This is a genomic window from Bradyrhizobium sp. AUGA SZCCT0177, from assembly GCF_018130125.1.
In the GTDB taxonomy this organism is placed as follows: Bacteria; Pseudomonadota; Alphaproteobacteria; order Rhizobiales; family Xanthobacteraceae; genus Bradyrhizobium.
Genome location: NZ_JAFCMA010000045.1, coordinates 1 through 26,159 on the forward strand (window position 1 = coordinate 1; position 26,159 = coordinate 26,159).

Below are 26,159 nucleotides of genomic sequence, written 5' to 3' on the forward strand. Positions count from 1 at the left end.
AACAAAGTGCACACGAGCATACAGGGCAGCGGAGAACACCCGGCCTTCCCTGCGCAATGGCTTTACGGCTTATGCCGCGCTCTCCCCGGAGACGAGTTCTGGGTTGACTCCGTCGCTGCCGTTTCCGCTCGCGCTTCTTCGACAGCTTGACGCCGGCAACGGGCGCCAGGACCACACGGTTTTGCCGTACGCCTGTATACGCCGTCGTCAGGCGCAACAAACGTCCACCGCATCCCGCCGCGCGTTCGTGACGTGCGCACGCCCCTCTTGTCGGGCGGGACGCGACGATTCAAACCGCTGATTTGCCCGACGAGGAAAGTGGAATTTAGCCCGACGGGTTAATTTGTCGCAGATCTGCCTGCGTCATTCCGGGGCTCGCGAAGCGAGAGCCCGGAATCCATTGGGCGACAACGCATGCGGCCTGATGGATTCCGGGTTCGCGCTTCGCGCGCCCCGGAATGACGGATGAGAGAGCACACCCTATTCCGCCGCCGCTTCCCGCGGCGCTTCGCGCGGCATGATGATCTGGATTTTCGTGCCCATGCCGGGCTTGGTTTCCAGATGAATCCGGCCGCCCAGACGATTGGTCACGATGTTGTGCACGATGTGCAACCCGAGGCCGGTGTTGCCCTGGTCGCGCCGGGTCGTGAAAAATGGGTCGAACACCTGGCGCTTGACCTCCGGGGTCATGCCGCAGCCGTCGTCTGAAAACAGCACCTCGACATTGCCCTTGCCCGATGCCTGCGCCGCAATATGGACCGATCCCCGGCCGCCGTCCGGGAAGGCGTGCGCCGCGGAATTGAGAACCAGATTGGTGAGCACCTGGCCGTAAGGTCCGGGATAGCTGGTCATGGCAAGATCGGGTTCGCATTCGACGGCGACCGTCAGATTTTGACCTCGCAGCCCGTACCGTAGTCCCCTGACGACCTGCTCGGTCACCTCGCCGAGATCGAAGCGCCTGCGATCCGAAACGTTGCGATCGGTGGCAACCTGCTTGAACGACTGGATCAGCTCGACCGCGTTGCCAAGATTGAACATGATCTGCGACGCCGCCTCGCGGCTGGCCGCAATGAATTCCGAGAGCGTCGAGCGGCGCACGTCGCCCTTGGCGACATCGGCTTCAAATCGCTTGGTCTTGTCGATCAATGCCGAGGCCACGGTGAGGCTGGTGCCGACGGGGGTGTTGATCTCATGCGCGACGCCCGCCACCAGCCGCCCCAGCGCGGCCAATTTCTCGGTCTGTACCAGACTGCCCTGCGCGGCGCGCAAATCGTCAAGCGATTGCGACAGCTGCCGGCTGCGTTCCTGCAACTCGGTGAACAGCCGCGTGTTCTCGATGGCGATGACCGCCTGCCCGGCAAAGGTCTTCAAGAGCTCGACCTGCGCCCTGGGGAATAATTGCGGCTCCAGCCGCATCACCGCGATCGCGCCGATCGCAACCTCGTCGCGCAGCATCGGCATGATCAGGATGCTGCGATAGCCCGATGTCTTCTGCAGTTCGCTGTAGCCGCCGGAGACCAGCACATCCGGCTCATGCACGACGCGCCGCTCGCGGATCGCCACCGAGATCAGATTCTTGCTGGTGAGCGGAGCCGGATAGGCTTTGCGCACCGCCGCCACCGATGCCGCTGAAAACTGATCGTGCGCGACCAGGTGGACGTGGTCCCCCTCCCGGCGGTAGACGGCGCTCAGCACGCTCTGGCAGAGCCGCGCTGCGTTCCTGACGATCCGGTCGAACACCGGCGCAAGATCGGTCGGCGCATCGGCGATGAGGCTCAGGACCTCGGATGTCGCGGCCTGGCGCTCTCTGGCTTGCTGAAGTTCGAGGGCAAGTTGTTCGACTTCGGTTTGCGCCGGATTTTCGACGTCCGTTTTCGCTGACCTGGAGACGCGCGCGACCTTTGGCGCAATGCTGCGCTTTCGCGGCTTCGCCGTACGGCTTTGCGGCTTTTTCGATCCGCCGCCTGCTCCAGAAGGTGGTGGTGTCATTGCTTGCCCCGGGCCTTAAGATAAGCCATCGGATCGGCTTAGGCTAGTAACGGGAAATGGGGGCGGTGGCGGCTTTGGGTCGGCCTCGGACATCGCAGCCTGGCGACAGATGTCGGTTTTGCAACCAGGAAGGGACATGATAATTTGGCGAGCAATGCCCTTGGAGTTTGGCGGCTCAACGGTAGCATTGCGGAAGTCTAACTCTTTGGGAAAGGGCAAAAGTTTGAACTCGGATGGGAATGTCCCTATCTCGCGTAGCCTGGGAACTGAGCGCCTGTATCTTCGTGGTGCCGTGGCTGACGACGCGCCCGCAATGAATGCCGCCATCATCGTGAGCTGGACCGAACTCTCACGTTGGATGGATTGGGCGCAAGGGACACAGCCCACTATCCAAGAGACCATGGAGAGGATCGACAAACGAGAGGCCGGCTTCGAAGACCGCTCCGAATTGAATTTTTCAATTTTTGAGAAACGCGCTGGCACCTTCATTGGCAATTGCTCGCTTTTCCGGTTCGACTGGGCGGTTCCGCGAAGCGAGATCGGCTACTGGTGCGCCACCAACAAGGTCGGGCACGGCTACATCACCGAAGCTGTATTGGCACTGACCGAATTCGCTTGGTCTCTCGGTCTTGTGCGGGTCGACATCCGCTGTGATGCTATGAATCTGCGATCGCGCGCGGTGGCAGCGCGGGCCGGCTTCGCCCTGGAGGGCATTCTCAAGAACGATTGCCGCACCCCGCAGGGAGCTCTTCGAGATAGTTGTGTCTTCGCCCAAGTACCTCGCAACATCGAAATGAGCTCATAAGCAGAACGGGAATTGCCGCTGCATAGCCTTGCAGCGAATGACCCGACGCAGGAACGAAATCAAACGAACTTGTACAGGTTTGCTTTGGCCGCTAGCTTCGGATCATGACGTGCTCCGTTCTTCTGGACCTCGACGGCACCTTGATCGATTCGTATCCCGGCATATTGGCAAGCTGCCTGGCGGCGCTGCGCGCCCTTGGACATGAACCGGACAAAACCCTCGACATAAGACGCATCATCGGGCCGCCCCTCGAAGAGATCATGCAAACCCTGCTGCAGCGCTATGGAGACGACAGGGTCGGTGAAGCAGTCATTGCCTATCGTCAGCACTACGGTGAAAGCGGGTTTCTCGGCAGCGTGCCTTATCCGGGAATTGGCAACTGCCTTGCAGAGATGAAGCGATGCGGATTGCGGGTCTATCTCGCGACCTCGAAGCGGGAGATTTTCGCGAGCCGCATTCTGGAGCATCTGGGGTTTGCCACTTACTTCGATGGCATCCATGGATCAGTGCCGAGCGGCGAGCTGGATCACAAGCCCGAGCTGCTCGCCCATATCCTGTCCAGGCATGGTCTTTCGCCGTCTGACAGCCTGATGGTCGGAGATCGCCGGCATGATATTTCCGGCGCCCACGCGGTCGGAATGCGCGGTCTCGGCGTGCTCTGGGGTTATGGCACAAGGGACGAACTTGAGACGGCCGGCGCAGACCAGCTGGTGGATTCCCCCGTCGATCTCGCACGTGCGGTTCTTTCGATGGTCAATGGGAAGCAATCTGCAGGCTAGGGCCGCTGTTGAAATGCGCTAACCCTTGTTCGGTGACCAGCCATAAGCCTTGGCGCAGGCACCGCCCATCAGCATCGCGCGCTCGGTGTCGCTGAGGCGATCCGTCTTGAGGAAGGGCGTGACGGCCTGCTCGTAATTGACGACGGCAAAGGCGCGGGTCCAGTCGGTGCCCCACAGGCAACGATCAAAACCCCAAGCTTCAAACACGCGGGCCAGCGGATCCCAGATGTCGGGATACGGATACGGCTCGCGGGACAGCGTGCAGGCACCGCTGACCTTGATCACGGCATTCTTGCGCCTGGCGAGCGCCAGCACTTTCGGCAGTTCGGCCCAGGGCTGCGGCGGCGCGGGCGGCGTGCGCGGCTGCAGAATGCCGAGATGATCGACGATGAAGCGCGTGTCGGGATGACGATCGACCAGCGCCGTGCCGGCGTCGAGATTATCCCAGCACAGCAGATTCACCGGAAAATCATGTTGAATGGCCGCGCGTGCAATGCGGTCGAGACCGGGGTGACCGGGCTCGCGCTTGTTCTCCTTGGTCAGCATGATGCGGATTCCGACCGCGCCCGGCGTCTTCTTCCACTCGGCGACGACGTCGGCGACGTTGGGATCATCCGGATCGACCGGCTTGACGATGGCGAGCCGGCCCGGATGAGCGCGCGCCACTTCCACGGCATAGCTGGCGTCGTAGCGGTACATCGAAAAGGCCGAGATGAAGATCGCGCCGTCGACGCCTACCTTGTCCATCGCCGCCACCATCTCGTCACCGGTGACGTGATCGGGCCAGTTCGGCACCGTGGCCCAGGGCCGCTTCGGCGTGTTCGCCTCATAGGCGTGAACCTGGGAATCGATAATCGCCATCGGGCAGTTCCTCCGTTTTGGCGATTTTGGACAGCGCAGCAGGTGCGTGTCCAGTGGGCCAAAGCGCGGGGAAGCGTTGCGCGGATTGCAGCCGGCGTCAGCGCTCCCGCGCCACCGCCTGCCAGCCGATGTCGCGGCGGCAGAAGCCTTCCGGCCAGTTGATGCGGTCGACGGCCGCATAAGCGCGCTGCTGCGCTTCGGTCACCGTCTTGCCCATGGCGCAGACGTTGAGCACGCGGCCGCCGCTGGCGAGAATTTTTCCGTCTTTCTCGATCGTCCCGGCGTGGAAGATTTCGACGCCCTCGATCTTCGCAGCGTCGTCGAGACCAGAGATCACCGAGCCCTTGCCATAGCTGCCGGGATAACCCCTGGTCGCCATGATCACGGTCAACGCCACATCATCGAACCAGCGCAGGCTGAAATTCTTTAGTTGCCCGTCGGCGCTGGCGATCAGCGCCGGCAATAGATCCGACATCATCCGCATCACCAGCACCTGGGTTTCCGGATCACCGAAGCGGGCGTTGTATTCGACGAGCTTCGGGCCGTCCTTCGTGACCATCACGCCGGCAAAGAGCACGCCCTTGTAGGGCGATCCCATCGCTTTGAGCGCGCGCAGCGTTGGATAGATCATCTCGTTCATGACGCGCGTGCACATCGCCTCCGTCATGACCGGTGCCGGGGAATAGGCGCCCATGCCGCCGGTGTTCGGGCCCTGGTCGCCGTCGAAGGCGCGCTTGTGATCCTGCGCGGTCGCCAGCGGCAACGCGTGTTCGCCGTCGCACAGCGCAAAGAACGAGGCCTCCTCGCCCACCATGAATTCCTCGACCACGACCTCGGCGCCCGCGTCACCAAGACCGCCACCGAACATCATGTCCACCGCATCAAGCGCTTCCTGCTCCGTCATCGCCACCACGACACCCTTGCCGGCGGCAAGACCGTCGGCCTTGATCACGATCGGCGCGCCTTGCTTGCGGATATAGGCTTTTGCCTTTGCTGCGTCGGTGAAATGCTCATAGGCCGCGGTCGGGATGTTGTTGTCGCGGCAGAGATTCTTGGTGAAGGTTTTCGAGCTCTCCAGCCGGCCCGCGGCCTGGGTGGGGCCGAACGCCTTGAAGCCGGCGGCGTTGAGATCGTCGACGACCCCGGCGGCGATCGGCGCATCGGGGCCAACCACGACGAAATCCACCTTGTGCGCCTTACAGAAATCGACCACGGCCGGGTGGTCGGTGATGTCGAGCGCGACGCATTCGGCGTCCTTGGCGATGCCGGCATTGCCCGGCGCGCACCACAATGTGGTGAGCAGCGGGGACGCGGCGATCTTCCATGCCAGAGCGTGTTCGCGGCCGCCGGAACCGAGCAGGAGGATGTTCATGACTGGAGCCAGATGTGGGAACCGATGGCCAGTCGGTCGCACGAATCTCCCGCCGTCTGCAAGGGGATATCAACTGATTTGCTAGGGCGTAGCCGGCACCGCCAGGCGCGCCCGATAGCTGCGCAACAATGCAATCGTCCAGCCCAGGAAATAGCCGGCACAGGCGCCTGACACCGCCTGCCCCGCCGCAGCCACTTCCCAGATGGCGCCCAGTTTCATCGCCGTCACGACAGCGACGGCATATTGCAGCATGAAGACCGTGAGGTTGCGCATCAGGGGAACCACGCTGCCGGGGCGCAGGATACGGCCGGTTTCGCCGTCGATCGTCACCGACCGCGGCCCGGTGTAGAGCGCCAGCGCGGCGAACGCGGTCGCACTGGCCACCCAGACCAGCAGCAGGCCGATCGATTTTCCGCCCAGCACCAGCCGGGAAAGACCCATCAGAAAAAACACCGCGGGCACAATCAGCATCCGCGCCAGCGGCTGCGAGCGCGGCCGCAACGCCATGCATCCCTGCCATATCAGCAGTGCCAGCAGGACGAATACCCATGGTGGCGTGTGGGTGAGGATGGCAATGGCGGTCTGCATGTCGGGCTCCCTGGCCGCGAATTCATTCAGGTGGTTGTGCCGCGATGATTTCCTGCAGCATTGCGACATGGCGAGCGAAGGCGCCGCGGCCGGCCGCGGTCGCAGTCACCGTGGTTTGCGGCTTCTTGCCGACAAAGGCCTTGTCGACAGCGACATAGCCGGCCTTCGACAGCGTCTCGATATGGGCGCCGAGATTGCCGTCGGTGGCGCCGGTCAGCTTTTTCAGCTTGGCGAATTCGAGCCCGGTACCCGGCGGCAGCGCGTTCAGGGCGGCCATGATTCGCAAGCGCAGCGGCTGGTGGATGATGTCGTCGAGCCCGGCCATCGCTATTCCCGGCGCATCCAGAGGCCGCCAAGCACGAGCCCGCCGCCATTCACGACCGCCATCCATGGCTCGAACCAGTTGCCGGCCAGGAAATAGCCGATCAACGTCAGCGCGGAGATGCCAACGCCGATGACGACAAAGGCGAGGCCGACCCAGAGCCCGGCGATGGTATAGAACAGCATGAAATAGATCGCCCAGAACACGCCGAGCTCACGCGGCCCGAAATGGGCGAGCATGCAGGTCGCGAGCCCGAAGGCGAAGAACAGCAGGAACGCCATCAGCGTCCGCAGGTCGAAGGTGCGCACGCCGGTCCGCGAATGGGTGAAGGCGCTGACCACGAACGAGCCCCCGAGGCCGACGACATTGACCGCGATCCAGATGTAGCCGGCATGGCGCGGCCAGCCGAACGAGGCGGCATTGGCGATGAACACCAGCGCGCCCCACATGATCATGAGCAGGCTCGCCAGATTGTAGATCCGCGACTGGCGGACGCGGCGCGCGATCTCCCTGATATCCGCGAGCGCCTCGGAAGCTTGTTGGCTGTCGATCATGTCGCCTTCCCCTCGATCGCGGTTACGACCCGGTTATGCCGCGCGTGGCGACGTCCTCGGCGATCGCAGATACCGCGCGGGGTACGCTGACGATGCCCATGTGATTGACGCCATCGATCAGCTTGACGTCAACCGCGGGGGCTATCGCATGCACAGAAAGTGCGTACTTGTCCGCGAACATGAGTTCGTCATCGGCGCCGGAGATGATCGTCATCGGTTTCCTCGCCGCTGCGAGATCGCGGCGAAAATCGCGGTCGCGGACCGCGAAATTGCGCATCAGGCGGTCGCTGTAGGTTCCGACCAGGTTCTTCTCGGAATTCGGTGGCACCGCGAACGCCAGCACCGGCAGCGCGTCGCAGCAGGTGATGCCGATGCTGCGCAGCGCGAACAGACCAACGATGCGCGGAACATCGGCCTTGGCCCAGCCGCCGGAATTGGGCCGGCCGGTCGGGGCGTCGTGACCGAGATAGGGCGCGAGCAGCACCGTACGCTCGAACAGGTCCTGGATCGACGAGCCCGCGACGCGCAGCGCAAAACCGCCGCCGGAGGAATGGCCAACCAGCGTCAGCGGCTTGGCGGGCGCGGTCGTGCGGATAATGCCGACCAAATCGGCGAGGTCATCCTCGAGCTGGCCGACATAGCCGATGTCGCCGCGGGTGCCAGACGTGCCGTGGCCGCGAATATCAACGGCCCAGGTTTCGACGCCCCGGGTCGCCAGCGCCGTCGACAGCGCGTGGATAGTTCCGCCGCTCGACCCGGAGGAGCCGTGCACCACAATGGCGGCGCGACCGGTCGCCGGGCCATTGGCGGCATAGTGGCGGAAGCCGAGCGCAGTGCCGTCTCGCGCCTGAAACCGCTCGACCGCGGGCAAGGTGCTGAGATCGACCGTGCCGCGGACAGCCGAGATCGATTGCAGCTCCGGGGGGCGCGTCAGTGGCGTGGCGACCAGCCCCGTGATCAGCAAAGCGATCGCGCCAACGGCGCTGAGCGCCCATTTCAAGGTGCTGAAGCTGCCGCGTACCAACTGCCTGAACATGGTCGTTCCTCATCGGTTGGTTTCATCTTAGAGAACTCTATAACACAGAGTTATCTGCAACGCAAGCTAGATTGGCGGGGATGGCCGAAATCCCTACCTTGCGTGGAAGCTCCAAAAGCCTGATTCGATTGGACGAGATGCCCGCGACCGAACCCCTGCTCAACGCGCCCGAATACACCGTCTCGGAACTGTCCTCGTCGCTGAAGCGGACGGTGGAGGACGCCTATGGCCATGTCCGGGTCCGCGGCGAAATTTCAGGCTTCCGCGGGCCGCATTCCTCCGGACACTGCTATTTCGCGCTCAAGGACGAGAGCGCCAAGATCGAGGCCGTGATCTGGAAGGGCGTGCATTCCCGAATGCGCTTCAAGCCGCAGGAAGGGCTCGAGATCATCGCGACCGGCAAGCTCACCACCTATCCGGGCTCGTCGAAATACCAGATCGTCATCGAAGCCATCGAGCCCGCCGGCATCGGTGCGCTGATGGCGCTGGTGGAGGAGCGCAAGAAGAAGCTCGGCGCCGAGGGCCTGTTCGACGAGGCGCGCAAGCAATTGCTGCCGTGGCTGCCGGAAGTGATCGGCATCGTGACGTCACCGACCGGCGCCGTGATTCGCGACATCCTGCACCGCCTGGAAGACCGCTTTCCGCGCCGCGTGCTGGTGTGGCCGGTGAAAGTCCAGGGCGAAGGCTCGGCCGAGCAGGTCGCGGCGGCGATCCGCGGCTTCAATGCGCTGCCCGAGGGCGGCAAAATTCCGCGGCCGGATCTGCTGATCGTCGCGCGCGGCGGCGGCTCGCTGGAGGACCTGTGGTCGTTCAACGAGGAGATCGTGGTTCGCGCCGCCGCCGAGAGCATGATCCCGCTGATCTCGGCGGTCGGCCACGAGACTGACATCACGCTGATCGATTTCGCCGCCGACAAGCGCGCGCCGACGCCGACCGCGGCGGCCGAAATGGCCGTCCCCGTGCGCAGCGAATTGATGGTCGAGGTTGCCGGCCTCGCCCGCCGCACCATGGTGTGCTGGCTGCGCGGCCAGGAAAGCCGTCGCAATGAATTGCGCGCCGCGGCCCGCGCCCTGCCCGCGGCCAGCGAATTATTGGCAATCCCGCGGCAGCGGCTGGACAGCGCGGGTGCATCACTGCCCCGCGGCTTGAAAGCCAACACCAACGCGCATCATCGCCGCTTCTCGCAGCTCAGCGCCGGCTTGACGCTAAAGGTGCTGCGCGGACAGGTCGCGCAGGCGGGGCACCGTCTCATCGTATCCGGCGAGCGCATCAGGCTTTCTGCGCGGGCATTGTTGCGCAACCGGCGCGATCGCTTTGCCGGGCTCGAGGTCAGGCTGAAAGCGTCAAAAATTTCCAACGCCCAGGCACAGCGTAACGCGATCGCGCGCGACCGCGAGCGCACGCAACGCCTTGCCGAGCGCGCGCGCCGCGCACTGCTGACCGCGATGACGCGGCTCAACGCCCGCGTTGCGCATAGCGGTCAGTTGCTGTCGGCGCTGTCGTATCGCGGCGTGCTCGCGCGCGGGTTTGCTCTCGTGCGTGACGAACACGGCCATGCCGTGCATGCCGCCGCGTCGATCGGCCCGGGCGCGCCCTTGTCGATCGAGTTCGCCGACGGCCGCGTCGCGGCGACGGCCGATGCGGACCGGCCGGCGGCAACATCAGCGCCGACCAGCCAGCCGACCCTTGCCCGCCGGGAAACCAAGACGCTTGCGCCCAAGCGCGTGGTCAAGCCGGTCGATCAGGGAAGTTTGTTTTAGGGGAACGCGCTTTCTTCACCCTCCCCTGGAGGGGGGGGGTCGGCTCGCGTGAAGCGAAGCGAAATGCGAGACGGGGTGGGGTGACAGTCCCTCCGCTCGGATACTGATCGATTGGAAAGACTGTCACCCACCCCGCCGCGAATTTCATTCGCGTCGACCCTCCCCCCTCCAGGGGAGGGTAAGAGTCACCTTGCCAGCCATTCCGCCACGCGCTTTTGCGAATCGATGCGCGCCTCAGCGTCGGTGCCGATGTGGCCGCGCTCCGGCTGGCCGGCGTCGCCGCCGCTGAGCGCACGGAGCGGCAGGTTGGCGCGGTCGAAATCGTGCGGCGCGCCGGGATAGATTTCGATCCGCGCCAGCGCGCTGCGGCCGCGGGCACCCTCCACCATCTGGCGGCAGGCCGATGGCGAACTGACGTCGTCCTTGGCGCCGATCAGCAGCAGCGTCGGCACCCGCGCGCTCCAGCCGAGGCCGGCGGAAATCCGGCAATCCGGATAGAAGGCGACCGCCGAGCGGAAATCCGGCCCGTCATTGCGCCAGGCTTGCGGACGCACCGCCCACAACAGGGCGCTGGCTCCGTTCGCCCATCCCATCAGGCTGACGCGATCCTGCGCGACCCAGGCCTGCTGCGCCAGCCATCGCCGCGTCGCCACGATATCGGCCACCCGCTCGCGGCGCGCCAGCACGCGGCGCTCCTTGTCGCGGCATTGCGGGCCGAGTTCGCGCGAGCCGTAACTGTCCGGCAGCACGACCGCGTGTCCCGCCTTCAACAATTGTTCGACCCAGTCGCGGTAGCGCGGCAGCACCGGCTCGGAATGCCCGCTCAAGCCGCCGCAGCCATGCAGCGCGATCACGGTGGGAAACGGTCCGTCGCCATCAGGCTTGTAGAGCTGGGCGTGCAGGTTGAGTTTTGGCGCGGGGATATCGACCTGCCTGGGGGCCGGCAACGGCGCGGCGGAAGCGGCAAGCGGCACCGCGGCGCAGGCCGCGGCAAACAGCGTCAGGAATAGCAGCGTCGCTGGGCGCATCTGATTTCGCCGGGTCAAAATGGCGCTCGGGGCAAAGCGAACATAATCAGGAGGTTATCACGCGCAATCGGCAAAAATTCATCACAATCAGGTGGTTTTTTTTTGCAGGTGGTTTTTTCAGGTGGTTTTTTGCGGGTGGGTTTCGGGAGCGGACAGTCCAACCTATCTGTGATAGATCGGATTTGGAAAATACACTTTAGTCGGCCCTCTAGAATTGGCCGACCTGCCGGAGAGTTTACGGTGCTGAATAAATTCGGTCCCTCGGGACATGGCGAAGCGCAGGTGCAATATCTGGATGGCGATTTCCGCGTGGTCTCGCCGGGAACCTATGTGCGCTGCGCCATATCTGACGTGCGCATCCCGCTCGACGAGTTGAAATACTGGAGCGTCGATCTTCAGGAAGCCTATTCGGTGCCGACGGCCGTCCTGCAACGGCATTTTCCCGGCGCGCTGAAGACGGAAGGTTGATCTGTTGTCGTCCCGGCGAACGCCGGGACCCATAACCACCGTCGCCAATTCTTAAAGTGGGCTGGAGCTCCAGCCCTGCACGACTACGTAGAACTGTGGTTATGGGTCCCGGGTCAAGCCCGGGACGACGCCGTGCGAATTTTCTTCTCGCGGGCCTTGAAGAGTTGATCGGTCACGAACCTCTTCAGCTTGGCGCCATCCTCAAACTCCAGCGTCACCGCGAACGCCACGATCGCTTTCGCCCAATCCGGCAATCCGCCGCCGACTCTCAGCCGCGCCAGATCCTTTTCCGTCGTCACCAGCGTCAGCGCGTCGCGGCCGGCCTCGGCGATCAGGCTGTCGATCTCGGCCCTGGAGAACGCGTGGTGATCGGCGAAGGCGTGCTGCCGGACCACGTCAACGCCGCTCGCCGTCAGCGTGCCGAAGAACCGTGCGGGATCGCCGATACCTGCAAACGCCAGCACACGCTTGCCACGCAATGCGGCGACGGAGGCTTCGCTCGGCACAAGGCGCGCGCGCAGCACCGGCTTGTCCTGCGCGGCGATATCGGCCGCCACGCGGTCGGCCGCCGTGCCGTTGCCGACGATGATGAGCGCATCGGTGCGCGCCAGCTGCGGCTTTAGCGGCGCGCGCAAGGGGCCTGCGGGAAACACCTGTCCGTTGCCGAGGCCGCGGCCGGCGTCGATCACGATCAGCGAGGTGTCCTTGGCGACCGCCGGGCTCTGAAAACCGTCATCCATCAGGATCACCGACGCCGCCAGCGAACGCGCCAGCGGAACGCCGTCGGCGCGTTGGCGCGCGACCACCACCGGCAGCGTCGCCGCCAGCATCAGCGGTTCGTCGCCGACATCGGCGGCGGCATGCCGTTCCGGATCGACCCGCACCGGGCCGCGCAATTTTCCGCCATAGCCGCGGCTGAGTACGACGGGCGTTTCGCCGAGCTCACGCAGCAGCTTCGAGAGCGCGAGCACGGTCGGCGTCTTGCCGGCGCCGCCGACGTGATAATTGCCGATACAAATGACGGGGACGCCGGCATCCAGCCCGTCGCGCTGCATCCGTCTCGCGGCGATGGCACCGTAGAGGGCGGCGAGCGGTGTCAATAGATTGGATTTGAGGGAAGGCGGGCCGTGCCAGAAGCGCGGCTCACGCATTCGCGGCTCCCATTTCGAGCCGCAACTGCAACAGATACGGCTCCAGCGCGATCATCGTGCGATCCAGCGCGCCGCCGAGCTGTTCGACCACGCGCTCGGAGGCTTTGAGCGATACTTCGCGCGCCCTGGGATCGGCGAGCAGCTGACCAAGTTGCTTGACCAATGCTTCCTGGGTGTCGGCTTTTCGCGCGCCGCCGGCCTGATCGAGCGCCTCATAGACGTCGCCGAAATTGAAGACGTGCGGGCCATGGACGATCGAGGCACCAAGCTTGACCGCCTCGATCGGATTTTGCCCGCCATGCTCGACCAGCGATCCGCCCATGAACACGATCGGCGACAACCGGTAAAACAACCCGAGCTCGCCCATGGTGTCGGCGACATAGATGTCGGTCGCAGCCGTCGGCAGTTCCTCGCGCGAACGCAACGACGCGTGCAGGCCAGACGCCTCGACCATGCGCGCGATCGCCTCGCCGCGATCGGGATGCCGCGGCACTATCACGGTCAGAAGGTTCGGAAAGAATCCGGCGAGCGTCTTGTGCGCCTCCGCCAGCATCTCGTCCTCGCCGGGATGGGTGGAGGCGGCGATGACGACCGGACGGCCGCGCGTCATCGACATCAGCCGCTCCAGCTTGGCCTGGTCCGCCGGTGGCGCGGGAACGTCGAGCTTCAGATTGCCTGTCGTCACGACGTTGGGACAGCCAAGCGTCGAAAACCTGTCGGCATCGGTTTCCGACTGCGCGAGGCACAGTTCGAACCGGCCGAGCAGCGCCGAGATGGTGCCGGAGACACGCCGCCAGCGCGGAAACGAGCGAGGCGACATGCGGCCGTTGATCAGCACCATCGGCACGCGCCGCGCCGCACTCGACAGGATCAAGTTCGGCCACAGATCGGACTCGATGAACAGCGCCAGCGACGGACGCCAATGGTCGAGAAACCGCGCGACATAGCGCGGCGAGTCGTAGGGGACATATTGATGGATGACGTCGGGCGGAAACCGCTTGGCGACGACCGCCGCCGAGGTCACCGTGCCGGAGGTGAGGAGGATGCGCAGGTTCAGCGCCCGCAGCTGCTCGACCAGCGCTGCGGAGGCCAGCACCTCGCCGACGCTGGCGCCGTGAATCCACACCAGCGGCCCGACCGGGCGAACATCGGCGCTCACGCCGCGGCGTTCACTGACACGCGCCGGATCTTCCTTGCCGAGCTTCAGCCGCCGGTTGATGAACGCAGGCGCCAGCGGCACCATCGCGGACGACAGACTCCGGTAGACGCGCAACGTCATCGGCAGCGGCAGCGAATTAACCAAGGGCGGCCTCCGGACGACCGACAGCCGCATAGGCGCGACGGGTCGCTTCGTTCAGATAAGTCTCTACCTGTTGGCGCAGCTTTTCCATGGTCTCTGCGTCGGCGTCCGGCGGCACGAAAACCGCATCAATGCCTACCACGGCACCCCTGCCGAATGGCAAATTGATGGTGGAGGAGTCCCAATTTTTCAAACGGATGAACCGGCTGGTCACCATCGCAAAGGGGAGAATCGGCCGCCCGGACTCCCGCGCCAGCATGATGAGGCCGAGCCCCACCACCCGCGCCCGCTTCGGCACGTCCGCGGTGGTCGCAACGTTCCAATTATCCTCAAGCGCCTGCACCATCTCCCGGAACGCGCCGACGCCGCCCTTGCGGTGAAACGCGCCGCCATGGTCGCCGGAACCTCTGATGGTTCCGATGCCGAGCCGTTCGGCCGCAATGGCGTTGAACTCGCCGTCGCGATGCCGCGAGATCAGGACCTTGGCGCGATGGCTCTCCTTGGTCTTGATGAACGGCGTGATGAAATGCTGGCCGTGCCAGAAGGCGAGGATCGCCGGCATGGCGGGCTCGACCTGGTCGTAGACGTCAGCCGGTTCGTAGCTGAACTTGTTGGTCAGCCAGACCAGCCGCAGATATTCGGCCGCAAGCACACCGAGCGCACGCTGAAGCCAGCTGCTGCGCAGCAAATCGCGAAGGAATCGTTTCAACGGGCAGGCTTCGCGTCTTGCTTAGTGTCCTGCCCCGGATCCAGCAGCCGGTGGAGGTGGACCACGAAATAGCGCATATGGGCGTTGTCCACGGTCTGCTGCGCCTTCGCCTTCCAGGCCGCATGGGCGGTGGCGTAATTGGGAAACACGCCGACGATCTCAACCTGATCGAGATCCTTGAACGTCGTGTGTTCGAGATCGGTCAACTCGCCGCCGATGACGAGATGAAGCAGTTGCGGCGGGGCACTATCTGGCATGATGGTTGTTCCTAACGAGGTGCCCGGCAAGGTTGTTGAGGCGTATCGCATGATGAGTGGCGTGACGAACCGTGACGCAGGTCCGGCGTGTTCAGGGCAGCGGACGGATTCGAAAATGCTCGACAATGCGTGCATGCCGATCACGTCCCGCAGCCACCAGCACCCCGTGCGTCACCTCCCGGCGATTATACTCAATCGTGTCCCCCGAGAGCGCCGTCATCCTACCATCGGCTTCGTGCACGATCAAATTCGCCGCCGCAAGGTCCCAATCGCGGCTCTGACCGCCCGCAAAAGCGGCGTCCAGGCCGCCGTCGGCGACCCGGCACAGCCGAAGCGCCAATGAGCCGATTCGCGGAAACAGCGTGATCTCATCGGATGACGGGCTCAGCCGCTGCACCAGCGGCTTGGGGCCGGCCATGCGGGAAAAATCCAGATCGGTGCCCGCGGTCGCGAGCACGCGCTTGCCGTTGCGCGTGGCGCCCTGCCCGCGCACCGCGAAGAAGAATTCGTCGGTCGCCGGCGCGAACACCGCCGCCAGCACCGGCGTTGCATCGGCCACCAGCGCAATGCTCACGCACCAGTCTTCGCGGCCGGCCAGATAGGCGCGGGTGCCATCGATCGGATCGACGATCCAGACCAGTTTCTTGCCGAGGCGCGCGTCGTCGTCGACGCTTTCCTCCGACAGCCAGCCATAATCCGGCGTTGCCGCACGAAGCCGGCTTTCGACGAGATCGTTGACGGCGATGTCGGCTTCCGACACCGGCGACGAGGCGCCCTTGGTCCAGTTCTTCAATTCAGTGCGAAACAACGACAGCGCCAGCGCCCCCGCCTCGCGCACCGTCTCCGTCAGCAGTGCGGCATCGCGCACCTTTGTCGTGCCCAGCGTATCAGCGTCCGCCAAGCGTCAAACCCTCGATGCGCACCGTCGGCGCATTGACGCCATAGCGGAATTCCAGATCGTTGGCCGGTGTCAGCGACTGGAAGATCGGCAAGAGATGGCCCGCGATCGTCACTTCGCTGACGGAATAGGTGATCTCGCCGTTCTCGATCCAGAAGCCGGACGCGCCGCGGCTGTAATCGCCGGTGACGCCGTTGACGCCGGAGCCGATCAAATCGGTGACGTAAAAGCCCTGCTTGATATCAGAGATCAGTTCGGCCGGCGTCGGCTCGCCCGCCTCCATGTGCAGATTGTACGAACCCGGCGACGGCGACGACGACACGCCGCGATGCGCATGTCCGGTCGTGACCAGTCCGAGTTCGCGCGCGGTCGCGGTGTCCAACAGCCACGAGGTCAGCACGCCCTCGTCGATGATCGCGAGCTTCTTCACCGTGACGCCTTCGGCATCGAAGGTTTGCGAGCGCAAGCCGCGCACCCGCAGGGGATCGTCGATGATGCGGATGTTCCGGGCGAACAGTTGCTCGCCCATGCGGTCTTTCAGGAAACTGGTCTTGCGCGCGATCGAGGCGCCGTTGACGGCGCCGACGAGATGGCCGACCAGCGATCCCGAGACCCGCGGATCGAACACGACCGGCACCTTGCAGGTCTCGACCTTGCGCGGATTGGCGCGCGCCACCGTGCGTTCACCGGCCTTGCGGCCGACGCTTTCGGGCGCGGCGAGATCGGAGGCATGCGGCGCCGACGTGTAGTCGTAGTCGCGCTCCATCCCGGTGCCTTCGCCTGATATCGCGGTCATCGAGATGCCCTGGCTCGATCGCAGATACGAGCCGTGGAACCCGGTCGAAGTCACCAGCACCATGCCGCCGATGCCGCTCGATGCCGACGCGCCGCCGGATCGCGTCACGCCCTTGACCGCAAGCGCCGCGGCCTCCGCTTCTACGGCGCGGCGTTCGAGTTCGGAGGTCGAGGGAACCGTGCGATCGAGCAGGTCGAGATCGGCGAACTCGCGTGCCAGGAGTGAAGGATCGGCGAGACCGACATATTTGTCGTCGGGTGCGACCCTCGCCATCGCGACCGCGCGCTCGGCCAGTTTCGAAATGCCATCGCCGCTGATGTCGTTGGTCGAGACCACCGCCTGGCGCTGTCCGACCAGCACGCGCAATCCGACATCGTCGCCTTCCGAACGCTCGGATTCCTCGACGCGTCCATCGCGCACTTCGACGCCTTGGCTGACGCCGCGCACCGCGACCGCATCAGCCGCATCGGCGCCGGCGCGCCTGGCGGCCTCGACCAGCTGCTGCGCCAGTGTCGAGAGCGCCGACTGGTCGAACAGGTCGGAGGTCGCGGAGGATGAAGGCTTGGATGGTGAAGAGTTCACAAACAAAATCCCTGACATTGAAGCGAGTTGGGACGCAAATCTTTGGACCCATCAGATGTGCCTGATTCACGGGGATTTCAAGCATTTTGACGCCTCAAAAGCCAATCATTTTCGGCTTCAAAGCAAGGACTCGTCAATCATGCGCGCCAAGCTCTTGTCAATCATGCGGGCAGAAGCGGCGCCGGTGACTTCGGGTTAACCAGCCTTTTTAAGCCAAAACGGAAACCGCTCGGCTAAGGTCTCACACATCGACCGGGAACATAATTCCGGCGGGGAGACTAAAAGCCGTGAGGCGTCAAACAGCAACAAGCGGGATCAATCCCGCCGGGTCGGGCCGCGCATTGCGGCTCGACCCTCTTTCCCTTCCGCTCCGCTTCGATGCGCAGGACACGCGTGCCGACGGCGGCGTGCGGCAGATAGAACTTCACCGCGAACGCGTCGTGCTGCGCCGTGCCGTCAAGGGCATGCAGATGGCCGTCAACGTTCGCGTCAGCGATTTCCTTGGCGTCGCTTTGCGCGGTCTCGACGACGCGCAGATGCTGGTGCTGGTGCATCGCGATCCCTCGCTTAACATTCCGCTTGGCGTCAGTTCCGATGCCGAGGAGCTTTCAACGGCCTGGCAGATGTGGAGCGAGATCTTCGCGCTTCCGCAATTGCCGGAGGACAAGCGCCGCGATCCGGCCCAGCGCCGCCGCCGCCACAACGCGATCCGCGCCCGCCGGCCGAAATTTCTGGTGCGTAGGCGCGCCGGCGATCTGCTCAACCCGGCGAATATTCATCAGGGCGAGCGCGAGATCATCGCAAGGGATTGAGATTGTTTTCGTAGGGTGGGTTAGCCGAAGGCGTAACCCACCGCTGCGCGGAAGATCAAGATGGTGGGTTACCGCTTCGCTAACCCACCCTACGCTTCAACGCATCACCGCATCCACCAGCAGGCCCGCAAACAGCAGCAGCCCCGCGTCACGGTTGGATTTGAAAACGCGCAGGCACAATGCGGGATCGCTGATGTCTAGCCGCCGGATTTGCCAGACCAGGTGAACCGCAAACGCGACCAGCCCGATCCATGCCGGCCATCGCGCCCCGCCCAGCACCATCGCCACGCCGATCAGTACCACTGCCAGTGAATAGAACACGACCAGCGCCCGATGCGTCGCCGCACCGAACAAACGCGCGGTCGATTTGACGCCGATCAGCGCGTCGTCCTCGGCGTCCTGATGCGCGTAGATGGTGTCGTAGCCGATCACCCAGGCGATCGAACCGGCATAGAGCACGAACGCGGTCAGATCGATGCGTCCGAGCGTGACCGCAAATCCCATCAAGGCGCCCCATGAGAAGGCGAGGCCGAGCACGACCTGCGGCCACCAGGTGATGCGCTTCATGAAGGGATAGACCGCGACGATGATCAGCGACGCGATGCCGGTCATGATGGCGAAGCGGTTGAACTGCAGCAACACGGCGAGCCCGATCAGCGCCTGCAGCACCAGCCACGCAAGTGCCTGCGGCACGCTCACCTGCCCGGCCGGGATCGGCCGCGACCGCGTGCGCTCGACCCTGGCGTCGAGGTCGCGATCGGTGATGTCGTTCCAGGTGCACCCCGCCCCGCGCATCACGAAGGCGCCGATGAAGAACAGCACGATGACGAACAGCAACTGACTGGCGTCGCGCGCGATGCCAGCGGCCAGCGCCGCCGACCACCAGCACGGCATCAGCAATAGCCATGAGCCGATCGGCCGGTCGAAACGGGAGAGACGTAAATAAGGCCGCGACCAGGACGGCGCGCGCGTATCGACCCAGTTGCCGGTGGCGTCGGCAACGCGGGCCGTGAGGTCGCTCATCGGAAGGCGGTCATCGGGTGAGAACGTTGCCGTTCAGCGTATCGAACGTGCTGCCGCCCTTCTTCACAGTTTGCGCCTCGGGCAGCGCCGCCGAAGAGCCGAGCGCTTCGCTCAGGCTCGGCGCGGCCGCTCGCTGCGCCTGTGCTCCCTGCTGGGCGACCGTGCAGACCTGCTTTTGCATTTTCTCGGTGTTCTTGTGGCCGTTCTTGAGCTGCTCGGCGATCTGCGGCGGAATTCCGCATTTCGCGGAATTTGTCTCGACATATTTGATCATCTTGACTTCGGCCTGGCTGTAACTGCCGATCAGCTTGCAGGCCTCGTCCGGCGACGCCTTGCGATCGCTGGCGGCCTTGATCAGCTTGCCGCGCTTCTCGGCGTCCTCGCGCAAGGGAACGAAGCCCTTCATGCAGGCATCCGCCGCGCCGCTGGCTTGTGGCGGCGGTCCACGGTCGAATGCCGAGCCCCCGCCCGGGGCGGCTCCCGCCGACGGGAACGGTGAAGGACCACCCACCGACGCCGCGGGGGCTGCGCCGTTCACCGACGGGAACGGCGACGCGCTGCTTGCGGTTGCGGGTGCAGCCTGTCCGTTGGGCAGTGGCGCCGGAAATGGGGTCTGCGCAAAGGCCTGCCCCGCGTGAATGGTCACGACGGCAATCGTCAGGGGCACAATGAGACGGCGGATTATCAAAGGTGTTTCTCCGGCAAAGGTCCAGCAGGGCCCGGGCGACTTCCGATCGAAGCACAATTCCGACGGGGCTTTTTACGATTCCTGCCGGCCCTTAACAACCCGTGGATTTAGGCGGCAGCGCGGCGCTGGGCCGCACCGAATCATTAAATTGTCCCCGGATTCTAACCCTTTAGGCTAAAACGGGCGCGAAACGGAACAATCACAGATGCCTGAACTCGATTTTCGTGCCCCTCGCCTGTTCGTCGATGCCGCCTTGAGCCCGGGCGAAAGGGTCCCGCTGGAGCGGAACCAAAGCAATTATCTCGGCAATGTGCTGCGGCTTTCCGCCGGCGAATCGATATTGGTGTTCAACGGCCGCGACGGCGAATGGCAGGCGCAGATTATCGGGCGGAAGCGGCCCGACAGCCTCGAGATCCTCATCCAGAACCGGCCGCAGGATCGCCTGCCCGACATCGCCTACGTCTTTGCCCCGCTAAAACATGCCCGGCTCGACTACATGGTGCAGAAGGCGGTCGAGATGGGCGCCTCAAAGCTGCAGCCGGTGTTGACGCGTTTCACCCAGGTCTCGCGGGTCAATGGCGAGCGGATGCGCGCCAATGTCATCGAGGCCGCCGAGCAATGCGGCATCCTGAGCCTGGCCGACGTTGCCGAACCGATGCCGCTCGATCGCTTTCTGAGCCAGCGCCAGCCGGAGCGTCTCCTGGTCTTCTGCGACGAGTCGGCGGAAACCACCTCGCCGCTGCAGGCGCTGCAAAACGGGTTAACGGCTGACGGCATCGACATCCTGATCGGTCCCGAAGGCGGATTTGCCCAGGAAGAGCGCGCGCTGTTGCTGCGCCAGCCGCGAACGCTGCGGCTTTCGCTCGGCCCCCGAATTTTGCGCGCCGATACGGCCGGCGTCGCGGCGCTGGCGCTGGTGCAGGCCGCGCTCGGCGACTGGACCAGCCCGGGTCAGCCAGCCGAGGGCGTTAAGCCTCATTGAACCCCGCGTTAAGTGACGACACCAATCTCTGTCGAAACCCTGCCCCGGCCATGCTAAGGCCTCCGCCAACAAACGCTTGATACCTCTTGGAACCCGTTTTTCGGGATATTTGGACGCGAAATGACCGTAACCGCCGCCATCGATGGTGCCGCCGGGTCCGCCACATGGGCGGACGCGCTGCTTTTGTCGTTTGCGCAGGCCGGCTACGTCCAGGCTGAACCGGCTATACTGCAGCCGGCCGAGCCGTTCCTCGACCTCTCCGGCGAGGACATCCGCAAGAGCCTCTATCTGACATCAGACGCCAGCGGCGAGGAGCTTTGCCTTCGTCCCGATCTCACCATTCCGGTGGCGCGGGACTATCTGGCCTCGGGGCGTGCCGGCCAGCCCGCTGGCTTCAGCTATCTTGGGCCGGTGTTCCGTTATCGCGACGGCCAGCCGAGCCAGTTCCTGCAGGCCGGCATCGAATCCTTCGGCCGGCAGGATCGCGCCGCGGCGGATGCGGAAATGCTGGCGCTGGCGCTGGAGGCGACTTCGGCGTTCGGCCTGAGCGATGTCGAAATCCGCACCGGCGACGTCGCGCTGTTCACCGCGCTGATCGATGCGCTCGAGCTTTATCCGGTCTGGAAGCGGCGGCTGATCAAGGATTTCAACCGCAAGGTCAGCCTCACCCAGGACATCGAGCAGCTGACATTGGCGACCGCCCCCGGCCGCAACGAATATGAAGGCGTGCTGGCAGCCCTTGCCGGCTCCGACCGCAAGGCCGCGCTGGCGCTGGTCACCGACCTGATGTCGATCGCCGGCACCACCAATGTCGGCGGCCGCACCGTTGCCGAAATCGCCGACCGCTTCCTCGAACAATCGACGCTCAAGAGCGGCGCGCTGCCGCGCGACGCGCTCGCGACCATCAAGCGCTTTCTTGCCATCGCGGGCGACCCCGACGATGCGGTCGCGCAACTGCGCGCGCTGGCCGAGGACACCAAGCTCAATTTGACGGCGGCGATCGATCAGCTCGAAAGCCGGGTCGGCTTCATGGCGGCGCGCGGCATCGACACCAGCCTGACGCGCTTTTCGACCGCCTTCGGACGCGGCCTCGACTACTACACCGGCTTCGAATTCGAACTGCACGGCAAGGGTAACGGCATCGAGCCGCTGGTGGCAGGCGGGCGCTATGACGGGCTGATGACCCAGCTCGGCTCGGCGGCGCCGATCCCGGCGGTCGGCTTCTCGGTCTGGATCGAAGCCCTGACGCAACTCCGCAAACCGGTCGGGAACGCATCATGACCGCGCCCTTCGTTCTCGCCGTTCCCTCCAAGGGCCGCCTGCAGGAAGAAGCCGAAGCGTTCTTCACGCGCGCCGGTCTCAGCCTCGCCAAGCCGCGCGGCGCCCGCGATTATCGCGGCACCATCTCCGGGCTCGACAATGTCGAGATCGCCTATCTCTCGGCGAGCGAGATTGCCTCGCAGCTCGCCCGCGGCATGGTGCATCTCGGCGTGACCGGCGAAGACCTCTTGCGCGAAAGCATCGTGGACGCCGACAAGCGCGTGCTGTTGATCGACAATCTCGGCTTCGGCAGCGCCAATGTCGTGGTCGCGGTACCGCAGGCCTGGATCGACGTCCGCACCATGGCCGATCTCGACGACGTCACGACGGGTTTCCGCGCGCAGCATAACCGGCGCATGCGGGTCGCGACCAAATACATCAACCTGACCCGAAACTTCTTCGCCACCCACGGCGTGGTCGATTACCGCATCGTCGAGAGCGCCGGCGCCACCGAAGGCGCGCCCGCGGTCGGCACCGCCGAGATGATCGTCGATATCACGACAACAGGTGCCACCCTCGTCGCCAACGGCCTCAAGGTGCTCGACGACGGCGTGATCCTGCGCAGCCAGGCCAACCTCGTCGCCTCAAAGGATGCCGACTGGTCGAGCGGGGCGCGCGAGACCGCGCGCGTGATCCTCGATCACATCGCCGCACGTGCCCGCGCCAGCAAATATCGCGAAGTCCGCACCCGCTTTGCCGGCTGCAACGACAGGCTGCTGACCGAGGCGCATAACCGCTTCGGTGTCGTCGCCCCGTTCGGCGGCCCGACCTCGTCGGGCATGCTGACGCTGCACTGCCCGCCGTCGAAGCTCTACGCGCTCGGCAGCTTCCTGCGCGAGCACGGCGCCGACACGGTTTCGGTGGCTGCCCTCGACTATGTGCTCGACCGGGAAAACCCGCTGTTCGCCCGCCTCGAGGCGTTCTTGCGACAATAAAGCGGGTTCTGGAGCCTGACCGGTTCTGATTGAATCAGAACCGGTCAGGCTCCAGTCTTTGTCTTGACGCGTTTTCTTATGCGAACCGGTATCCACTTCACTCGAAAACGCTATAGATTTCATTCATCGTAGCGACAGCTTGCGACGAGTAACATATGCTGTTGTCCATGATGGAACCTGATCTATGACGCTTGGCTCTGACGTTTCCGGCCTGTCCACCACCGCGGCGAGCGCCGCGGCGCGGGGGCTGTCGATTGTCGTGCCGGTCTATAACGAGGCCGCCGGGCTCGCGTTGCTGCACGAGCGGCTGATCGGCCTCGCCAGGACCTTGCGGCAGCGCTACGGCCTCGCCAGCGAAGTGGTCTATGTCGATGACGGCAGCGCCGATACCACGCTTAGCATCGCGCGCACCCTGAAGGCCGACGCGCTCGACGTTCAGGTGGTGTCGCTGTCGCGCAATTTCGGCAAGGAGGCCGCCTTGATGGCGGGGCTCGACCATGCGCGGCGCGGCGCGGTGCTGTTTATGGACGGCGACGGCCAGCATCCGCCGACCCTGGTCGAGAAGCTGGTCAGCCACTGGATCGATGACGGCTACGACGTCGTCTATACGGCAAAGGCGCATCGCGACAATGAATCGTTTCTGCGGCGTCTTGCCGTGCACGGCTTCTACGCGCTGATCAATTACGGCGCACGGCAAAAAATCCCCGAGGATGCCGGCGACTTCCGCCTGCTGTCGCCGCGCGCCGCGGCAGCGCTCAAGCAGCTGCCCGAGCGCAATCGCTTCTTCAAGGGTCTGGCGAGCTGGATCGGCTTTCGCCAGATCCGCGTCGATTACGAGCCGGCGCCGCGCGCGCACGGCGTCACCACCTTCAGCGCCGGCCGGCTGGTGGGCCTGTCGATCGAGGGGCTGACCTCGTTCTCGGTGGCGCCGCTGCGCTTTGCCAGCCTGTTCGGCGTGCTGCTCGCCGTGGGCGCCTTTCTGTTCGGCCTGACCATTCTCTGGGAAGTCTTGACCACGGGCAAGCAGGTCCCCGGCTATCCCTCGCTCGTGATCGGCCTGATGACGATCGGCGGCGTGCAGCTGATCATGATCGGCATCGTCGGCGAATATATCGGCAAGATCCTGTCGGAGCTGAAAGCCCGTCCGATCTATTTCGTCGCCGAACACTCCGAGAAGCGCGCGGACGAAACGACCACCGCAAGCGTCAGCGAACGGACCGCCGCGGAATGAACGATGCCGCGCCGCCGCGCCGTATCTGGCTGTGCGCCGATGATTACGGGATCAGCGAGGGCGTCAATCGCGCCATTCGCGAGCTGATCGGCCAGGGCCGGCTCAATGCGACATCGATGATGGTGGTCGGCCCGGCGATCGGCCGCGGCGAGGTCACTGCGCTGCAGGACGCCGCCGCCGGCAGCTCGCGCTGCGCCATCGGCCTGCATGCGACGCTGACCGCGCCATTCCGGCCGCTGACGATGCACTTCAGGCCGACCGATGGCGGCATGTTTCTGCCGCTGCCGGCGATGCTGCGATCGGGCCTGTTGCGGCGGCTCGACCCTGAAATGATTCATGCCGAATTGATGGATCAGCTGGCGGCGTTCCAGGATCTGTTCGGCCGGCCGCCGGATTTCGTCGACGCCCATCAGCATGCGCAACTCTTCCCGCAGGTGCGCGATGCGTTTCTGCGCGCGGTGAAGCAGGCCGCGCCCGGAGCCTGGGTTCGCCAGGGCGGGCGCCTTCAGCCGCTGGCGAAACGGCTCGGCGCGCCCAAGGCGCTGCTGCTCGATGTTCTCAGCTCGCGGTTTCGCAGGCTCGCCACCCGTGCCGGTATCCCGTTCAATCCGGCCTTTGCCGGCGCCTATGATTTTTCGAAGATGCCCGATTTCGGCGTCCTGATGGGGCAATTCCTGCAGGGCATGCCGGAGGGCGGGCTCGTGATGTGTCATCCGGGCTTCGTCGACGAAACCCTCATCAGCCTCGATCCCATGACCACCCAGCGCGAAAGCGAGCACGCGTTTCTCGCCGGCGCGCAATTGCCGCCGCTGCTGGCAAGGAACAATGTTACACTGACTTGAGTTTGCTCAATAAACCGGCCGGTCGTTTTGTCGCATACAGAAATTTAATCTGCGCTCCCACTACTTGCGACACAAACCCCGCCCTACATCTGCCCCGCGCTTCGAGGCACTCGACGCGATGGAGAACGCCATGACACCGCAAGAACGCCAACTGATTGACGATCTTTTCGACCGCCTTGCCAAGCTGGAAAACACCCCGCGAGATCCCGAAGCCATGTCCGCGATCATGCAGGGCCTGCGTGGTGCGCCCAATGCCGTCTATGCGCTGGTGCAGACGGCGCTGGTGCAGGACGAGGCGCTGAAGCGCGCCAACGACCGCATCCAGCAACTGGAAGGCGGACACGCGGGCGAACAGAATCAACCCGGCGGCTTCCTCGATTCGATGCGCGACACGATCTTCGGGCAGAGCCAGCCACGCGGCTCTGTACCTAACGTCCGCTCGCCCGGCATGGGCGGTCGCCCGGTCTGGAACAGCGGCGAGGTGGTGCAGCAGACCCAGGGACAACAAGGACCCGGACAACAAGCTCCCGGACAATACGGCCAGCCCGGCTACGGGCAGCAGCCTGCCTATGGTCAGCCGCAGCAGCAACCGCCGTTCGGCGGCGGTGGTGGCGGCTCGTTCCTCGGAACGGCAGCGGCAGCAGCGGCCGGCGTGGTCGGCGGATCGATGCTGCTCGGCAGCATCCGCTCGATGATGGGCGGCGGCGGCAACCAGCAGGCGGCCTTCGGCGGCGATACCGGCGGTCATCGCGGCAGCGTTGAAGACCGGCGGCCGGGCGGCAGCGATCAATCCGGCGGCGACCTGGCGCGGGAGGCCGGCGCCAACGACATCGGTTCGTCCGGAAGTTCGCGCACGGGGCTGTTCGACAACACATCGAACGACGACAATTATGACGACATGGATCATGACTCCGACGGCTTCGACGGTGACGGCGGCGGCGACGACGATTAAGCCTGAACGACGTCATGTCTGAAAAAGAAAACGGCCGCTCAATCGAGCGGCCGCTTGTTTTTGTCGGTTTGGTAGCTCTAATTTTGACGCGTTTTCTTTACGCGAACCGGCATCCCCAC

26 protein-coding genes and 2 pseudogenes are annotated in these 26,159 nt (G+C 64.6%); 11 read left to right on the top strand and 17 right to left on the bottom strand.

Features of this window, described 5'->3' with window-relative positions; translation table 11 throughout:
* Window positions 1-480: 480 nt before the first annotated feature.
* Window positions 481-1,278 (bottom strand): annotated as a pseudogene (locus JQ597_RS33900) (sensor histidine kinase); the annotation flags it as partial.
* Window positions 1,279-1,341: 63 nt separating this feature from the next.
* Window positions 1,342-1,989 (bottom strand): annotated as a pseudogene (locus JQ597_RS37900) (GAF domain-containing protein); the annotation flags it as partial.
* A gap of 154 nt (window positions 1,990-2,143) precedes the next feature.
* Here JQ597_RS37900 and JQ597_RS33905 point away from each other — a divergent pair.
* Both JQ597_RS33905 and JQ597_RS33910 read left to right on the top strand, forming a co-directional pair.
* Window positions 2,144-2,794 (top strand): GNAT family N-acetyltransferase, encoded by a 651-nt coding sequence (locus JQ597_RS33905; protein ID WP_283813478.1) that lies wholly within the window; start codon window positions 2,144-2,146, stop codon window positions 2,792-2,794.
* Between the two features lie 104 nt (window positions 2,795-2,898).
* Window positions 2,899-3,573 carry an HAD hydrolase-like protein gene (locus tag JQ597_RS33910; RefSeq protein ID WP_212269761.1) on the top strand — a complete coding sequence of 225 codons (675 nt, stop codon included), beginning with the start codon at window positions 2,899-2,901 and terminating at the stop codon, window positions 3,571-3,573.
* 18 nt (window positions 3,574-3,591) lie between these two features.
* On the opposite strand, the gene JQ597_RS33915 is transcribed toward JQ597_RS33910, so the two are convergent.
* From JQ597_RS33915 to JQ597_RS33940, 6 genes are all read right to left on the bottom strand, one after another.
* Complete coding sequence (locus tag JQ597_RS33915) at window positions 3,592-4,434, bottom strand: amidohydrolase family protein (protein ID WP_212269762.1); 843 nt, start codon at window positions 4,432-4,434, stop codon at window positions 3,592-3,594.
* 97 nt (window positions 4,435-4,531) lie between these two features.
* Window positions 4,532-5,806: a phosphoribosylamine--glycine ligase gene (gene purD / locus JQ597_RS33920; RefSeq protein WP_212269763.1), complete on the bottom strand. Its 1,275-nt coding sequence runs from the start codon at window positions 5,804-5,806 to the stop codon at window positions 4,532-4,534.
* 81 nt (window positions 5,807-5,887) lie between these two features.
* Window positions 5,888-6,463 (bottom strand): DUF6622 family protein, encoded by a 576-nt coding sequence (locus tag JQ597_RS33925; protein WP_349628933.1) that lies wholly within the window; start codon window positions 6,461-6,463, stop codon window positions 5,888-5,890.
* On the bottom strand, window positions 6,417-6,719 hold the full coding sequence (locus tag JQ597_RS33930; RefSeq protein ID WP_212269765.1) for a winged helix-turn-helix domain-containing protein: 303 nt from the start codon (window positions 6,717-6,719) through the stop codon (window positions 6,417-6,419). Before JQ597_RS33930 ends, JQ597_RS33925 begins: the two co-directional genes overlap by 47 nt.
* 2 nt (window positions 6,720-6,721) lie before the next feature.
* Window positions 6,722-7,270 (bottom strand): hypothetical protein, encoded by a 549-nt coding sequence (locus JQ597_RS33935; protein WP_212269766.1) that lies wholly within the window; start codon window positions 7,268-7,270, stop codon window positions 6,722-6,724.
* Between the two features lie 22 nt (window positions 7,271-7,292).
* Window positions 7,293-8,306: an alpha/beta hydrolase gene (locus JQ597_RS33940; protein WP_212269767.1), complete on the bottom strand. Its 1,014-nt coding sequence runs from the start codon at window positions 8,304-8,306 to the stop codon at window positions 7,293-7,295.
* Between the two features lie 137 nt (window positions 8,307-8,443).
* Between JQ597_RS33940 and xseA the strand changes: the two genes are divergently transcribed.
* Entirely contained in the window at window positions 8,444-10,066 is a 1,623-nt protein-coding gene (gene xseA / locus JQ597_RS33945) for an exodeoxyribonuclease VII large subunit (RefSeq protein WP_212269768.1), read from the top strand.
* A gap of 185 nt (window positions 10,067-10,251) precedes the next feature.
* Here the strand turns inward: xseA and JQ597_RS33950 are convergent, their stop codons facing one another.
* Window positions 10,252-11,094 carry a dienelactone hydrolase family protein gene (locus tag JQ597_RS33950; RefSeq protein WP_212269769.1) on the bottom strand — a complete coding sequence of 281 codons (843 nt, stop codon included), beginning with the start codon at window positions 11,092-11,094 and terminating at the stop codon, window positions 10,252-10,254.
* Between the two features lie 240 nt (window positions 11,095-11,334).
* Here JQ597_RS33950 and JQ597_RS33955 point away from each other — a divergent pair, with 240 nt between their 5' ends.
* On the top strand, window positions 11,335-11,562 hold the full coding sequence (locus JQ597_RS33955) for a DUF2093 domain-containing protein (protein ID WP_211993604.1): 228 nt from the start codon (window positions 11,335-11,337) through the stop codon (window positions 11,560-11,562).
* A gap of 113 nt (window positions 11,563-11,675) precedes the next feature.
* Here JQ597_RS33955 and lpxK read toward each other — a convergent pair whose 3' ends face one another.
* The 6 genes from lpxK to JQ597_RS33985 form a co-directional block, all read right to left on the bottom strand.
* The gene (gene lpxK, locus JQ597_RS33960) at window positions 11,676-12,713 is read right to left on the bottom strand and encodes a tetraacyldisaccharide 4'-kinase (protein ID WP_212269770.1); all 1,038 of its coding nucleotides are present in this window, start codon (window positions 12,711-12,713) and stop codon (window positions 11,676-11,678) included.
* Window positions 12,706-14,046 carry a 3-deoxy-D-manno-octulosonic acid transferase gene (locus tag JQ597_RS33965; protein WP_212269771.1) on the bottom strand — a complete coding sequence of 447 codons (1,341 nt, stop codon included), beginning with the start codon at window positions 14,044-14,046 and terminating at the stop codon, window positions 12,706-12,708. Before JQ597_RS33965 ends, lpxK begins: the two co-directional genes overlap by 8 nt.
* Entirely contained in the window at window positions 14,009-14,722 is a 714-nt protein-coding gene (locus JQ597_RS33970; protein WP_212269772.1) for a lysophospholipid acyltransferase family protein, read from the bottom strand. The genes JQ597_RS33965 and JQ597_RS33970 overlap by 38 nt, the downstream gene beginning before the upstream one ends.
* The gene (locus JQ597_RS33975) at window positions 14,719-14,979 is read right to left on the bottom strand and encodes a DUF4170 domain-containing protein (RefSeq protein WP_192738867.1); all 261 of its coding nucleotides are present in this window, start codon (window positions 14,977-14,979) and stop codon (window positions 14,719-14,721) included. Before JQ597_RS33975 ends, JQ597_RS33970 begins: the two co-directional genes overlap by 4 nt.
* A 91-nt stretch (window positions 14,980-15,070) precedes the next feature.
* Window positions 15,071-15,880 (bottom strand): inositol monophosphatase family protein, encoded by an 810-nt coding sequence (locus JQ597_RS33980; RefSeq protein WP_212269773.1) that lies wholly within the window; start codon window positions 15,878-15,880, stop codon window positions 15,071-15,073.
* Window positions 15,867-17,273, bottom strand: coding sequence for a TldD/PmbA family protein (locus JQ597_RS33985; protein WP_212269774.1), 1,407 nt, complete (start codon window positions 17,271-17,273; stop codon window positions 15,867-15,869). The genes JQ597_RS33980 and JQ597_RS33985 overlap by 14 nt, the downstream gene beginning before the upstream one ends.
* Before the next feature lie 269 nt (window positions 17,274-17,542).
* Here JQ597_RS33985 and JQ597_RS33990 point away from each other — a divergent pair, with 269 nt between their 5' ends.
* Window positions 17,543-18,067: a DUF6101 family protein gene (locus tag JQ597_RS33990; RefSeq protein ID WP_212269775.1), complete on the top strand. Its 525-nt coding sequence runs from the start codon at window positions 17,543-17,545 to the stop codon at window positions 18,065-18,067.
* Between the two features lie 96 nt (window positions 18,068-18,163).
* Here the strand turns inward: JQ597_RS33990 and ubiA are convergent, their stop codons facing one another.
* Complete coding sequence (gene ubiA / locus JQ597_RS33995; protein ID WP_212269776.1) at window positions 18,164-19,090, bottom strand: 4-hydroxybenzoate octaprenyltransferase; 927 nt, start codon at window positions 19,088-19,090, stop codon at window positions 18,164-18,166.
* 10 nt (window positions 19,091-19,100) lie between these two features.
* Window positions 19,101-19,775: a hypothetical protein gene (locus JQ597_RS34000; RefSeq protein ID WP_212269807.1), complete on the bottom strand. Its 675-nt coding sequence runs from the start codon at window positions 19,773-19,775 to the stop codon at window positions 19,101-19,103.
* 208 nt (window positions 19,776-19,983) lie between these two features.
* On the opposite strand from JQ597_RS34000, the gene JQ597_RS34005 reads away from it, so the two are divergent.
* The 6 genes from JQ597_RS34005 to JQ597_RS34030 all read left to right on the top strand — a co-directional run bounded on the left by JQ597_RS34005 (window position 19,984) and on the right by JQ597_RS34030 (window position 26,040).
* Window positions 19,984-20,760 carry a 16S rRNA (uracil(1498)-N(3))-methyltransferase gene (locus JQ597_RS34005; protein WP_212269777.1) on the top strand — a complete coding sequence of 259 codons (777 nt, stop codon included), beginning with the start codon at window positions 19,984-19,986 and terminating at the stop codon, window positions 20,758-20,760.
* Window positions 20,761-20,880: 120 nt separating this feature from the next.
* On the top strand, window positions 20,881-22,041 hold the full coding sequence (locus tag JQ597_RS34010) for an ATP phosphoribosyltransferase regulatory subunit (RefSeq protein WP_212269778.1): 1,161 nt from the start codon (window positions 20,881-20,883) through the stop codon (window positions 22,039-22,041).
* Window positions 22,038-23,015, top strand: coding sequence for an ATP phosphoribosyltransferase (gene hisG, locus JQ597_RS34015; protein WP_212269779.1), 978 nt, complete (start codon window positions 22,038-22,040; stop codon window positions 23,013-23,015). Before JQ597_RS34010 ends, hisG begins: the two co-directional genes overlap by 4 nt.
* A 184-nt stretch (window positions 23,016-23,199) precedes the next feature.
* Window positions 23,200-24,246: a glycosyltransferase family 2 protein gene (locus JQ597_RS34020; protein ID WP_212269780.1), complete on the top strand. Its 1,047-nt coding sequence runs from the start codon at window positions 23,200-23,202 to the stop codon at window positions 24,244-24,246.
* Window positions 24,243-25,088, top strand: a complete 846-nt coding sequence (locus JQ597_RS34025; RefSeq protein WP_212269781.1) for a ChbG/HpnK family deacetylase — start codon at window positions 24,243-24,245, stop codon at window positions 25,086-25,088. Before JQ597_RS34020 ends, JQ597_RS34025 begins: the two co-directional genes overlap by 4 nt.
* A gap of 130 nt (window positions 25,089-25,218) precedes the next feature.
* Window positions 25,219-26,040, top strand: a complete 822-nt coding sequence (locus tag JQ597_RS34030) for a DUF2076 domain-containing protein (protein ID WP_212269782.1) — start codon at window positions 25,219-25,221, stop codon at window positions 26,038-26,040.
* Window positions 26,041-26,159: the final 119 nt, after the last annotated feature.